The sequence below is a fragment of the Rhodococcus sp. WY5 genome (genome assembly GCF_018588185.1).
Taxonomy (GTDB): Bacteria; Actinomycetota; Actinomycetes; order Mycobacteriales; family Mycobacteriaceae; genus Rhodococcus_F; species Rhodococcus_F qingshengii.
The window spans coordinates 5909956-5922608 of the sequence record NZ_JAAMPR010000001.1 but is presented as its reverse complement, the minus strand read 5'-3'; the positions used below and the strand labels follow the sequence as shown (position 1 = coordinate 5922608).

General features: G+C 64.0%; 14 protein-coding genes. 10 read left to right on the top strand and 4 right to left on the bottom strand.

Translation table 11 applies throughout. From position 1 onward, the window contains the following. Positions 1–12 precede the first annotated feature (12 nt). The 5 genes from clpB to pyrE all read left to right on the top strand — a co-directional run bounded on the left by clpB (position 13) and on the right by pyrE (position 6128). On the top strand, positions 13–2565 hold the full coding sequence (gene clpB, locus G4D79_RS27320; protein WP_003944290.1) for an ATP-dependent chaperone ClpB: 2553 nt from the start codon (positions 13–15) through the stop codon (positions 2563–2565). A 158-nt stretch (positions 2566–2723) separates the two neighbouring features. Then, complete coding sequence (locus G4D79_RS27315) at positions 2724–3713, top strand: hypothetical protein (RefSeq protein WP_209448428.1); 990 nt, start codon at positions 2724–2726, stop codon at positions 3711–3713. 87 nt (positions 3714–3800) lie between these two features. After that, positions 3801–4673 carry a hypothetical protein gene (locus tag G4D79_RS27310; protein WP_064443500.1) on the top strand — a complete coding sequence of 291 codons (873 nt, stop codon included), beginning with the start codon at positions 3801–3803 and terminating at the stop codon, positions 4671–4673. Positions 4674–4719: 46 nt separating this feature from the next. After that, positions 4720–5520: an SDR family oxidoreductase gene (locus G4D79_RS27305; protein WP_037131478.1), complete on the top strand. Its 801-nt coding sequence runs from the start codon at positions 4720–4722 to the stop codon at positions 5518–5520. 74 nt (positions 5521–5594) lie between these two features. Then, positions 5595–6128: an orotate phosphoribosyltransferase gene (gene pyrE, locus G4D79_RS27300; RefSeq protein WP_003944385.1), complete on the top strand. Its 534-nt coding sequence runs from the start codon at positions 5595–5597 to the stop codon at positions 6126–6128. Positions 6129–6179: 51 nt separating this feature from the next. On the opposite strand, the gene G4D79_RS27295 is transcribed toward pyrE, so the two are convergent. Genes G4D79_RS27295 through G4D79_RS27285 form a run of 3 tightly spaced genes read right to left on the bottom strand, consistent with a single transcriptional unit; the run spans position 6180 to position 8500 of the window. Further along, positions 6180–7436 carry an MFS transporter gene (locus G4D79_RS27295; protein ID WP_003944384.1) on the bottom strand — a complete coding sequence of 419 codons (1257 nt, stop codon included), beginning with the start codon at positions 7434–7436 and terminating at the stop codon, positions 6180–6182. A 23-nt stretch (positions 7437–7459) separates the two neighbouring features. Then, positions 7460–7903 carry a MarR family winged helix-turn-helix transcriptional regulator gene (locus G4D79_RS27290; RefSeq protein ID WP_210378148.1) on the bottom strand — a complete coding sequence of 148 codons (444 nt, stop codon included), beginning with the start codon at positions 7901–7903 and terminating at the stop codon, positions 7460–7462. A 33-nt stretch (positions 7904–7936) separates the two neighbouring features. Next, on the bottom strand, positions 7937–8500 hold the full coding sequence (locus G4D79_RS27285; RefSeq protein WP_210378150.1) for a TetR/AcrR family transcriptional regulator: 564 nt from the start codon (positions 8498–8500) through the stop codon (positions 7937–7939). 64 nt (positions 8501–8564) lie between these two features. Between G4D79_RS27285 and G4D79_RS27280 the strand changes: the two genes are divergently transcribed. Further along, positions 8565–9245 carry a 1-acyl-sn-glycerol-3-phosphate acyltransferase gene (locus G4D79_RS27280; protein WP_003944312.1) on the top strand — a complete coding sequence of 227 codons (681 nt, stop codon included), beginning with the start codon at positions 8565–8567 and terminating at the stop codon, positions 9243–9245. Between the two features lie 49 nt (positions 9246–9294). After that, positions 9295–10008 carry a lysoplasmalogenase gene (locus G4D79_RS27275; protein ID WP_210378152.1) on the top strand — a complete coding sequence of 238 codons (714 nt, stop codon included), beginning with the start codon at positions 9295–9297 and terminating at the stop codon, positions 10006–10008. Positions 10009–10012: 4 nt separating this feature from the next. On the opposite strand, the gene G4D79_RS27270 is transcribed toward G4D79_RS27275, so the two are convergent. Next, entirely contained in the window at positions 10013–10456 is a 444-nt protein-coding gene (locus tag G4D79_RS27270; RefSeq protein ID WP_007726759.1) for a hypothetical protein, read from the bottom strand. Positions 10457–10490: 34 nt separating this feature from the next. Between G4D79_RS27270 and G4D79_RS27265 the strand changes: the two genes are divergently transcribed. The 3 genes from G4D79_RS27265 to G4D79_RS27255 all read left to right on the top strand — a co-directional run bounded on the left by G4D79_RS27265 (position 10491) and on the right by G4D79_RS27255 (position 12632). Next, the gene (locus tag G4D79_RS27265; RefSeq protein WP_003944309.1) at positions 10491–11273 is read left to right on the top strand and encodes an SDR family oxidoreductase; all 783 of its coding nucleotides are present in this window, start codon (positions 10491–10493) and stop codon (positions 11271–11273) included. Between the two features lie 67 nt (positions 11274–11340). Continuing rightward, complete coding sequence (locus G4D79_RS27260; protein WP_003944380.1) at positions 11341–11940, top strand: DUF6636 domain-containing protein; 600 nt, start codon at positions 11341–11343, stop codon at positions 11938–11940. Further along, entirely contained in the window at positions 11940–12632 is a 693-nt protein-coding gene (locus G4D79_RS27255; RefSeq protein ID WP_058227541.1) for a TrmH family RNA methyltransferase, read from the top strand. The genes G4D79_RS27260 and G4D79_RS27255 overlap by 1 nt, the downstream gene beginning before the upstream one ends. The last annotated feature ends 21 nt before the right edge of the window (positions 12633–12653 follow it).

Sequence of the window (12653 nt, the reverse complement as noted above, 5' to 3'; positions counted from 1 at the left end):
GAAAGGTGACAAGTGGACTCGTTCACACCAACAACCAAGACCCAGGCTGCGATGACGGCTGCACTGCAGTCGGCGTCGTCGGCGGGTAATCCCGATATCCGGCCTGCCCATCTGCTGGTCGCATTGCTCGACCAGACCGACGGCATCGCTGCCCCACTACTCAAAGCTGTAGGCGTCGACCCCACGGTCGTACACCGTGAAGCACAGGCAATCGTCGATCGCCTGCCCAAGACAACCGGCGCAAGCTCCACCCCGCAACTCGGGCGTGAGGCACTCGCGGCACTCACTGCTGCTCAGCACCTCGCCACCGAGATGGACGACGAATACGTCTCCACCGAGCACGTCCTCTACGGACTGGCCGGCGGGGACTCCGACGTCGCACAGTTGCTCGTACGGCACGGCGCCACCCAGGACGCATTGCGTGAAGCCTTCACCACCGTCCGCGGTAGCGCTCGCGTCACCAGCCCGGAGCCCGAGGGCACCTACCAAGCGCTGGAAAAGTACTCCACCGACCTCACCGAAGCCGCACGAAGCGGCAAGCTCGACCCGGTGATCGGTCGCGACACCGAGATTCGCCGTGTCGTGCAGGTGCTCTCGCGTCGTACCAAGAACAACCCGGTACTCATCGGTGAGCCCGGCGTCGGCAAGACCGCGATCGTGGAGGGCCTTGCCCAACGCATCGTCGCGGGTGACGTCCCGGAATCGCTGCGAGGCAAGACCGTCGTGTCCCTGGATCTCGGGTCCATGGTCGCCGGTGCCAAGTTCCGCGGTGAATTCGAAGAACGCCTCAAGGCTGTCCTCGACGACATCAAGAACAGTGCCGGACAGGTCATCACCTTCATCGACGAGTTGCACACCATCGTCGGCGCCGGAGCCACCGGTGAATCCGCGATGGACGCAGGCAACATGATCAAGCCGATGCTCGCCCGTGGTGAGCTGCGGCTGGTCGGTGCGACCACACTCGAGGAGTACCGCAAGTACATCGAGAAGGACGCAGCACTCGAGCGTCGTTTCCAGCAGGTGCTCGTCGGTGAGCCCTCTGTCGAGGACACCATCGGTATCCTGCGCGGCCTCAAGGAGCGCTACGAGGTGCACCACGGCGTGCGCATCACCGACTCCGCGTTGGTGGCGGCTGCCGCGCTGTCGGACCGCTACATCACGTCGCGGTTCCTGCCGGACAAGGCCATCGACCTCGTGGACGAAGCCGCATCGCGACTTCGTATGGAGATCGACTCGCGTCCCGTCGAGATCGACGAGGTGGAACGCATGGTTCGCCGACTCGAAATCGAAGAAGTGGCACTCGAGAAGGAAACCGACGACGCGTCCAAGGCTCGGCTCGAGAAGCTACGTCAGGAACTCGCGGACGACCGCGAAAAGCTCAATCAGCTCAGCACCCGCTGGCAGAACGAAAAGCAGGCCATCGACTCGGTGCGCGTGCTGAAGGAACAGCTCGAAACCCTGCGAGGAGAGTCCGAACGCGCTGAGCGTGACGGCGATCTGGGCAAGGCAGCCGAGTTGCGCTACGGCCGTATCCCGGCGCTCGAGAAGGAACTGGAAGAGGCAGCAGCCGCTTCCGGAGCTGCCTCCGACGGTGACGTGATGCTCAAGGAAGAGGTCGGGCCCGACGACGTCGCAGACGTGGTCGCAGCCTGGACCGGAATCCCCGCCGGCCGGATGATGGAAGGCGAAACCGAGAAGCTGCTCCGCATGGAGTCCGAACTCGGCAAGCGCGTCGTCGGCCAGACCGACGCCGTCGTCGCCGTCTCGGATGCGGTTCGCCGCGCCCGAGCAGGTGTCGCCGACCCCAATCGGCCCACCGGTTCCTTCCTGTTCCTCGGCCCGACCGGCGTCGGTAAGACGGAGCTCGCCAAAGCCTTGGCGGACTTCCTCTTCGACGACGAGCGCGCGATGATCCGCATCGACATGAGCGAATACGGTGAGAAGCACTCGGTGGCCCGACTCGTCGGTGCTCCTCCGGGATACGTCGGCTACGAAGCCGGTGGCCAGCTCACCGAAGCAGTTCGACGACGCCCGTACTCGGTGGTCCTCTTCGACGAGGTCGAGAAGGCACACCCCGACGTGTTCGACGTCTTGCTCGCAGTGCTCGACGAAGGCCGACTGACCGACGGTCAAGGCCGCACGGTGGACTTCCGCAACACCATCTTGATCCTGACCTCCAACCTGGGATCCGGTGGCACGCGGGAGCAGGTCATGGATGCGGTACGCCACGCGTTCAAGCCGGAGTTCATCAACCGTCTCGACGACGTGGTCATCTTCGACTCGCTCTCCGAGGAGCAGTTGGAGCACATCGTGGACATCCAGCTCGAGCAGTTGCAGAAGCGTCTGGCTGCGCGTCGTCTCACCCTCGAGGTGAACGGTGCGGCTCGGATGTGGCTCGCAGTGCGCGGCTACGACCCGCTGTACGGCGCTCGGCCATTGCGTCGACTCGTTCAGCAGTCGATCGGCGACCAGCTCGCCAAGCTGCTCCTGGCCGGCAAGGTCCAGGACGGCGACACCGTGCACGTCGGTGTCAGCGAGGACGCGGATCAGTTGGTTCTCTCCTGATTCGGTAAGCGGAATGCCCCGTCGATCCACTTGGATCGGCGGGGCATTCGCATTTTGTTCTACCCTGGATGGCTGGATGCTCGAACCGGGGACGAGTGCACCCGCGCCTCTCCGAACGACTCCGACGCTCTTTCGTCCCAACCGAAGGTGAGCCAGGCATGACCGATCAGAACGATCCGCGTAACTCGGGTGGGCCGCGCCGTGAGGATCCCGAGGCGACCGAGGTGTGGGGGCGTACGCCCGACCAGCCGACGGAGCAGTACGGGACGGTGTCCGGCCAGAATCCGAACCAGCCGACGGAGTATTTCGGTCAGCAGCCGGGGGCACAGCAGTATCCGGGGGCACAGCAGTATCCGGGGGCACAGCAGTATCCCTACGGCGGACCGGATCAGAACACGGAGTACTTGGGGCAGCAGGGGCAGCAGCCGAATCCCACTCAGGCGTTCCCTGCCTACAACCCGCAGTTCGATCCGCAGGCGCCGCCGCCTGGTGCGACGCAGGCCTATCCGCCGTACACCGCTCAGCAGTACGGGAACCCGGATCAGTACGGGAACACGCAGCAGTACGGAAATACACAGCAGTATCCGGTTGCCGGTGGTGGCGGTGGAGTTCCGCCGGAACAGCCGTTCATCGACGATGGATCGTCGGGCGGCGGTAAGAAGCGCAAGCTCGCGACGTGGGTGGCCGCCGGTGTGGTCGGGATCCTGGTCGCCGTGATCGCGATCATCGCGTTCTCGGCGTTCGGCTCGAACGACAAGGGCACCCAGACCGCTTTCGTTCCCCCGACCACCACGACGCAGGCGCCGACCACGACACCGCCGAAGGCCAGCACCACGGCGCCGACTCCGACGACGGATTCTCCGCTCAGCCAGCTTCCAGGCGGGCTCGGCGAAGTCATCGGTGACGCCGGGGGAGCCGTCGGCACCGTGAAGTCGAACGACGGCGGCACGTTGGTCATCGATTCGATCGGGGGTTCGCAGGTGACGATTCTGACCACCGCGGACACCACGCTCATCGCGCTCAACCGCGCCACCATCGCCGATCTGCAACCGGGAGACAACATCGTCGTGGACGGAACGCCGGTGGAGAACGGCACGATGACCGCCAACACGATTCTGAGTACGTCGCTGCCGAAGTTCGGCAACTGAGTCGTTCACGACACATCGGGCGAGTCCACCAGGGTGTCGCCGGGAGGTTGAGGCCGCGAGTCGCTACCCTGGAGGGTGATGACTGGAATGTGGTTCGGACTGGCAGCAATTGCACTCGCAGGCGCGGGTGCGCTTCTGTACGTCGACAGGACGAGGCGAGATCAATCCGGGCGAGTGCGTCAGATCTGGGCCAAGGCGCAGGGTTACACGTACACGGCCACTGACGATCAGCTGGCAGGCGAATGGCACCGCGCGGTCATGGCCAAGCAGGACTACCTCACTGCTACCGACGTCGTCCGCGGCCGCCGTCGCGGAGAACAGTTCGTGCTGTTCGACCTGGAAGAGACCGCAACCATCGTGGCCGTTCGCCGCGAGATCGGGTCGGACGTCGACATCGATCTTCGGTTGAAGTCGACGGCTCCGCCCAAGGACGGCGACCTGAACCTGTTGGGTGCGATCGGTTCACGAGTCGTCTTCGCGACCGATCTCGAGATCGCACGTCGTGTCTGTGATCAGCGCATGGTGGCGTTCACCGAATCGGTTCCGCCGTCGATCAGCATGCTGTGGAGCGAAGGGCAGTGGACGCTCGGTTCGCTTCCGGTGACCAGTAACGGCCGGGACTGGGACGCGGCAATCGAGTCGGTTGCGCGCCTGTCCGGCATTCTGCATGTCCTGCCTCCCGTCACCGATCCCAACGAACTCGAGGTCGATCACGATCCGAGCCGCCCGCGGCCGGGCGCCGAGAAGTCTCGCCCAACTCCGGATCCGGTAGAACAGCCCCGTTCGCGTCAAGAACAGCCGCCCCGTGACGCTCCGCCGCGTGAATTTGCCCCGCGTGAGCCCGCACCGCGGGAATCTGCGCCACGTCCGGATCAATCGCTGCGCAAGCCCGAGGCGGCTGACAAGCCGGCTCAGCGCCCGGCGTCGCAGCGCTCGGGCACAATTCGCCCGGTCGACTGACCTTTAAGGTTCCCGTCCAGGCGCGATAACCACTAGCGTGGCCGGTATGTCGACTTCCCACTCGGATCGCCCTGTGCGTCCCGTTGCCCTGGTGACCGGACCCACCTCTGGTCTCGGCGCCGGTTTCGCCAAGAAATACGCCTCCCTCGGATACGACCTGGTTCTCGTCGCACGTGACGAGGTCAGATTGCACGACCTCGCGTCCGAGTTGAAGACGATGTTCGGCACCGAGTCGGAGATTCTGGTTGCCGATCTCGCATCGGAGGCCGGACGCGACACGGTCGCGCTTCGTTTGGAGAAGGGCGTCGAGGTGTTGGTGAACAACGCCGGATTCGGTACCTCCGGCGAGTTCTGGACCGCCGATCCGGCGCTTCTTCAGTCTCAACTCGACGTCAACGTCACCGCCGTGATGCGGCTGACCCGTGCGGCGCTGCCCAGCATGATCGCGTCGGCGCACGGAACGATTGTCAACGTGGCGAGCGTCGCGGGCCTGCTGTCCGGGCGGGGTTCGACGTATTCGGCAAGCAAGGCCTATGTCATCTCGTTCACCGAAGGGCTGTCCGGCGGGTTGGCCGGGACGGGAGTGCGCGTGCAGGCGCTGTGCCCGGGCTTCATTCGCACCGAGTTCCACGAGCGCGCGGGCATCGAGATGTCCACGATCCCCAAGCCGATGTGGCTGAGCGTCGACCAGGTGGTTGCGGCGTCGATGAAGGATCTCGGTGACGACAAGGTCATCAGTATTCCGGGATTCCAGTACAAGGTCCTCACGACGGCCGGGCGTCTCGTTCCCAAGGGGCTGGTTCGCCGGCTGACCAACATCGTCGGACGTGGCCGCGGGCGGACGTAGCCCAGAGGCGGAAGCCGGACGTAGCCCAGAGGCAGAAGCCGAACACAAGGCAGTGGTCGGTAGGCTGAGCACTCATGAGCGATCGTGAGGATTTGGCTGCGCTGGTGCGCGAATTGGCTGTTGTACACGGAAAGGTGACGTTGTCCTCGGGCAAGGAAGCCGATTACTACGTCGACCTTCGCCGCGCGACACTTCACCACAAGGCAGCGCCGCTGATCGGCTCGCTGCTGCGTGAACTGGTCGCGGACTGGGATTTCGACGCCGTCGGCGGTTTGACGATGGGCGCCGATCCGGTCGCTATGGCAGTGATGCACGCTCCCGGCCGACCGATCGATGCGTTTGTCGTCCGCAAGGCCGCGAAGGCCCACGGGATGCAGCGCCAGATCGAGGGCCCGGACATCGTCGGCAAGCGTGTCCTGGTTGTCGAGGACACGACCACGACGGGCAATTCGCCGTTGACAGCAGTGAAGGCCCTGCGCGAGGCAGGGGCCACCGTGGTCGGAGTCGCTACGGTCGTCGATCGCGCGACGGGTGCGGATGCGGTGATCGGTGCCGAGGGCGTCGAGTACCGCTCGCTGCTGGGCCTGGAAGATCTGAACCTGAGCTGACGCCCCGTGAGTGGTTAAGGAGTCCCTGCACTCCTCAACCACTCACAGGGGTCAGTCGCCTACGGTGACGGCGAGTGCTTCGTCGACGCTGTGCGGCGCGGGATCGTGGTCGTCGACGTGAGCGAGAACCTTACGTCCGCTCGACAGGACGAATACGGCGGCGAGGGTGAGCACCGCGCCGACCCAGAACGGCATGTGGACGTTGGATTCGCCGAGCTTGCCGGCTACCCACGGAGCAGCGGCGCCGCCGACGAATCGAACGAAGCTGTAAGCAGCCGAGGCGGTCGACCGCTCCACGGGAGCTGAGATCATGACGGTTTCGGTGATGAGTGTGTTGTTCACGCCGAGGAACAAACCGGCGAGGACGACACCGACGATCAAGACGATCTTGTTCTCGGTGAACAGCGCCATCATGCCCAGGTCGAGTGCGAACAGGGTCAGTGCCAGCATCATCATCGGCAGGGTGCCGAAGCGTCGTTGCAGGCGAGGGGCGAGGAAAACCGACGAGATCGCCAGCATCAGGCCCCAACCGAAGAAGATGAATCCGATCGGGTACGCCCCCATGTCGAGGGGGAACGGCGTGTACGCGAGCAGCGTGAAGAATCCGTAGTTGTAGAGCAGCGCGGTGATGGCAACGGTGAGTAGCCCGCGGTGCCGCAACGCCTGGAAGGGCGCAGCGATGGACGTGTGGTGTTCGGGCTTGGGTGCGCTCGGAAGCATCACCACGATGAGAATGAAGGCGACCGCCATCAGGGCTGCGACGCCGAAGAACGGTGCGCGCCAGCTGATGTCACCGAGAACTCCGCCGACCAGCGGTCCGACTGCGATACCGATGCCCAGTGCAGCCTCGTACAGGATGATCGCCCGTGCCACGCCGCCGCTGGCCGCGCCGACGATTGCCGCGAGCGCCGTTGCGATGAACAGTGCATTGCCGAGTCCCCAGCCCGCACGGAATCCGACGATCTGGCCGATGGTGCTGGAAGCGCCTGCCAGAGAAGCGAACACGATGATGATGGCAAGGCCTGCAAGAAGTGTTTTCTTGGCGCCGATGCGGCTGGACACCACACCGGTGATGAGCATGGCCACGCCGGTGACGAGCATGTAGCTGGTGAACAGCAGCGAAACCTGCGACGGTGTGGCGTCGAGTTGTTCGCCGATCGGTTTGAGGATCGGATCGACCAATCCGATGCCCATGAAGGCGATGACGCTGGCAAAGGCTACCGCCCACACCGCTTTCGGTTGTTTCAGGAGGCTCGGCGGAGCCTCGTTCTGGTGCGTTGATGTCGCGGTCGTGTTGCTCACGGCCACCTCCTTTTTCAGTGGTGGGTGTTTCAGCTGGGATCGGAAGTCTTGATGATGGAACGCAATTCGGCCAATCCGTCGGCCAGTTTCTTGATCTGCTCGGGCCCGAGTTCGACGAAGTGGGGGACTAGAGCGTCGGCGATCTCGTTTCGACCGTCGTTCAAGATCTTTCGGCCCTTGTCCGTCATGGCCACTCGAACTGCCCGGGCGTCCTCGGGGTCGGCGTGGCGTTCGACGTAACCGTTCTCGCCGAGTTTGCGCAGTAGTGCAGTGGCAGAGGGCTGCGAGCTTCTGTCGAGTCGAGCGAAGTCGCTGATCCGCATTTCGCCGTATTCCTCGAGTAACGAGAGTGCGCGCAGCCAGGCGCGTGGGTACTGATCGGACGCGAAGGAGCCTGCCAGCTTCGCGAAGCGGTGCGTATTGCTCACGAGGTCGACGAGTAGTTCGTGCAGTTGCTGTTCTTCGTCTGTCACGAAGAATATTATTGCATAGGTTAACTATGTAAATCAACGAGTGTTCGGCAGGTGGTCCGTCACGGCGGTGGCTACCAGCGACGGCACATCGAGGTCGGGTGCGACGAGTGTGAGGCTTCGATTTGCCGCCAGCACTGCGATGCCGTGGGTTCCGGTCCAGATGTTCAACGCAGATGTGGTGGGATCGGAGGCGTCGGCCTCTTCGGTCAGGGATTGCAGGGCGGCGAAGAGTGGGAGAGAAGACTCTCGGAGGTTGCTGCCTGCGCCCTCGAGGAGGTCGTGGCGAAACATCAACTCGAACATCGCCGGTCGCTCCTGGGCGAATGACACGTATTCGATTGCTGCCGAGATCAATCGGCTACGAGCGGGTTGTTTGCCGGCGAGGACGGGATCGAGTCTGTCGGCGAGATCGCGCAGGCCGTGTGAGGCAATTGCGGCTAGCAGGCTGTTGTGGGTCGGAAAGTATCTCCGCGGGGCGCCGTGCGACACGCCCGCCCGACGCGCTATCTCCCGTAGCGTCAGTTCTGTGGCGCCGTCGGCATCGAGAATCTCGACGCCGGTGGCGACGAGTGTTTCGCGAAGGCTGCTGACAGTCATGGAAGACAGTGTCTACTATTCTCGTCGTAGACACTGTCTACTAGACGGAAAAAGGTGATGCCCTGTGCTCTATTGGCTGTTCAAATACGTCCTGATCGGCCCGGTCCTCTGGCTGTTCGGGCGGCCGACGATCGAGGGTCAGCACCACATCCCCAAGAAAGGGCCGGTGATTCTCGCCGGCAACCATCGGGCAGTCGTCGACTCGTTCTTCCTGGTTCTCATGGTGCGCCGACGCATCACCTTCGTCGCGAAGAGTGAATATTTCACCGGGACCGGTGTGAAGGGCGCGATGCAGCGCTGGTTCTTCGGTGGGGCCGGTCAGGTGCCGATCGACCGTAGCGGCGCCGACGCCTCCCGTGCGGCGTTGGACACGGCCATCGGGATTCTCGACAAGGGTGGTGTCTGGGGGATCTACCCCGAGGGAACACGATCACCTGACGGTTGCCTGTACAAGGGAAAGACCGGAGCGATTCGAGTTGCCTTGGAAACCGGGGCGCCGGTCATTCCCGTCGTCGTACACGGCGGCGACGCAGTCAACCCGCCGGGTACGCGGATGTGGCGCTTCAGCAAGGTCCGGATCACGGTAGGGGAGCCGATCGACTTCTCTCGGTACCGCGAACTTCGTGGCTACCAGGCCGTCGTGCGTGCGGCGACGGACGAATTGATGGCAGTGCTCTGTGACCAGTCGGGGCAGGAATACGTCGATGTCTACGGCGCGGACGTCAAATCCGGCGATGCCGCCTGAGTGACCCAGTACGGTCGCTGTTGGACGTGTAACCAACAGGAGGATTGTGATGGCGGGCAAGTGGGGCATCGAGCACGCAGTTTTTGCGGCGGCGACGGCAGCGACAGTGTTCGGGGCAGTAGTCGGTAACGAGCGGGTTCAGCAGATCGCGAAGCCGTTGATCGCACCCGCTCTGGCCGCCCGAGTGCTGCGCAAGCGCTCGGAGACGGAAACTGCCGATACCGCACTGCTTCTGGCCGGTCTCGCCGCTGCAACTGTCGGCGACGTGTTCATGATCAACCCGGACAACGATGCTCGTCTGATCAAGGGCGCGTCCTCGTTCGCGGTGATGCAGGCCAGTTACTCGGCGCTCCTGCTGCGGCGCGGCGCTCGGCCGACCCGCGCTGCCCTGCGGCCCCGCATCAGCGGTTGGTCGACGGCGTCCGGACTGCTCCGTGCCAAGGCCCCGAGCGTGTCGACGCCGCTCACCGGATACGGATTGATGTTGGGAACCACCTCGACGTTGTCGGCGGACCCCGCTCTGGCACCGCAGTCCAAGGCCGTGCTCGACGTGGTCGTCCCGAACAAGGATCGACGCTCCTGGCTCGGATTGGGCGGAGTGCTCTTCACCGCATCCGACGGACTGATCGTGGTGCGTCGTCTGTTCATCCGCGGGACCGCCGGCCGCGCTGCTGCCGAGGGTGTGATCCTGGCGTCGTACGCGGGAGCGCAGCTGATGCTGGTGGAGGGCATGTTGGCGCTGGGGCGCAAGAAGAGCGTCTAGTCTTTCACGGGCACAGCATGATTCGGTCTCGGTTCTTCGGATCCACCATGACGGTGACCGTGGATCCGGGAGTGATCTTGTCTTTGTACTCGGGTCGGATCTCGTACTCGATCCGGCCCGAGTACGAATCGGAACCTGGAACCGTGAGGTGGAGTGCGAGCTTGGCCAATTCGCCGTCGACGGTTCGGCGCAGGGGTGTGACGGTGTCGATTCGTGCCCACCCTTCGAGGCCGTGCTTTTCGAGTTTGCGCTCGGCGCGGGTCGGGCGGTTGGCCCATGCCATTCCGAATCCGAGAACCGAGCCGAAAGCGGCGAGCAGCCCGCCGATCTGATAGGGCAGCGTGCCAGGTGGGGTGTGCTCGACCAGCCATCCGAGCCACACGGCGAGCACGATCAGATACCCCACCGCGATGAAACACACGGTGTGTACGACGCGACGGTGATTCATCAGATTTCCTCCACATCCAGGATAGCCTGACCGGATGAGCGAACCGAACGTCTTCATCACCGGTGCTGCGGCTGGAATCGGGCGGGAGACGTCGCTGTTGTTCGCGCGCAACGGATACCGCGTCGGCGCGTTCGACATCGACGACGCCGGCCTTGCCTCCTTGAAGGCCGAGATCGACGGTTTCGGCGGCAGTGTCGTGACGGGTGTCCTGGATGTCACCGATCCGGCGGGATGGGCGCAGTGTCTGGCCGATTTTGCCGGGGAGTCCGGGCGTCTGGACATCCTGATCAACAATGCGGGCGTGCTCTCGTCGGGACGGTTCGAGGATATTTCTCTTGCGGCGCATCGCCGGATGGTCGACATCAACATCACCGGCACCCTCAACGGCACGCACACGGCTTTCCCGTACCTCCGCGATACCGTCGGCGCTCAGGTGGTCAATCTGTGCTCCGCTTCGGCGATCTACGGCCAGCCCGAACTGGCGACGTACGGTGCAACCAAGTTCGCGATCCGCGGCCTGACCGAGGCGCTCGATCTGGAATGGGCACAGCACGACATCCGTGTTCTCGCGCTCTGGCCGTTGTTCGTCCAGACCGCGATGGTCACTGGAATGGACACCGGAGCCACCAGATCGTTGGGTATCAAGCTGACTGCAACCGACGTCGCGCAGGAACTGTGGGCGGCCACACGCGGCGCCGGACGGATGCACAAGGTTCACTACCCGGTCGGAACTCAGGCGAAGCTCTTCCTCAGCGCGTCGCGCTTCTCGCCCGCGTGGCTCTCACGGCTGATGAACAAGCGCGTCACCAGCACTTAGTCGACCACACGATAGAGTGCACTGTCGGCTGTTGCTGGGCCAAGATGACGTGTGTGGAGGTAGTCGGGTGGTTCGTGTTCGGGTGGGGTTCGTCTTGTTGGGCGTCGGGTCGGCGCTCGTGCTCGCAGGGTGCAGCGGGGAGGCGGATTCAGCGCCGACCGTAGCGGCGCAGCCCAGTTCGTCCACCACTACCGCAGTGCCGACGACAACCACCACCGTCGCGCCCGTCGTCCCCACGACCACCGAACCACCGACCACGACGCTGCCACCGACGACGACACTCACGGACGTGCAGTTCGAGCGCAACGAGTCGTACTACTTCACCACTCCCGACGGAAACTTCCAGTGCGGCATCATCAAGTTGCCCACCAGAATCGAAGCCGGGTGCGAGGGAACGACCACTCCCGTTCCGCCGCGGCCGGAGAGCTGCATGGTCAACTGGGGCAACGGTATTCGCGTCACCGACGAGGGTGAGGGTGCTTTCATGTGTTCGGGCGGAGAGGTGTACACCTCTGGCGGCCCCGACGCCGATCCGGTGTTGGCGGCCGGTCAACCGCTGAGCAAACTGGGTTTCACCTGTACGACCACCGCGACAGACGTCTCGTGTGTCAACGATCAGACCACGCACGGCTTCACCGTGGCTGCAGATTCCAACGAGGTGTTCTGATGTCCGAAGTCGCAGCCGACGACGTGTCCGGCGGAGCCGGTGAACCGGGACCCACCGAGTGGGGCGAGAATCCCAACGGCGTCGGACCCTGGGCCGAGGAGCACGACACGGAACCGCCGACCGACGAGCGCTACGACCCGGTACTTCTGGCCGAGGGTGATCGTCGAAACGTCTTGGACGAGTATCGGTACTGGACGCGGGAAGCGATAGTCGCGGATATCGACTCGCGCCGTCACACGATGCATGTCGCCATCGAGAACTTCGCGCACGACGCCAACATCGGCACGGTGGTCCGCACGGCCAACGCGTTTGCCGCGGCCGCGGTCCACATCGTGGGGCGTCGGCGCTGGAATCGGCGGGGCGCCATGGTGACCGATCGATACCAACACATCGTTCACCACGCAGACATCGGCGAACTCGTCGAGTACGCCCGTGAGAATTCACTCACGATCGTGGCCGTCGACAACACCCCGGGGTCGGTGCCGCTGGAAACGGCAAGCCTGCCGCGGGAGTGCATCCTGCTGTTCGGTCAAGAAGGCCCCGGAGTGACCGATCATGCGAAAGAGGTTGCGTCCATGACGGTCTCGATCGCACAATTCGGTTCGACTCGCAGCATCAACGCCGGTGTCGCGGCCGGCATCGCGATGCACGCGTGGGTACGTGAGCATGCCGATCTCGCCGATTCCCGCTGATCTCGCTCGCGAATTCCGGCT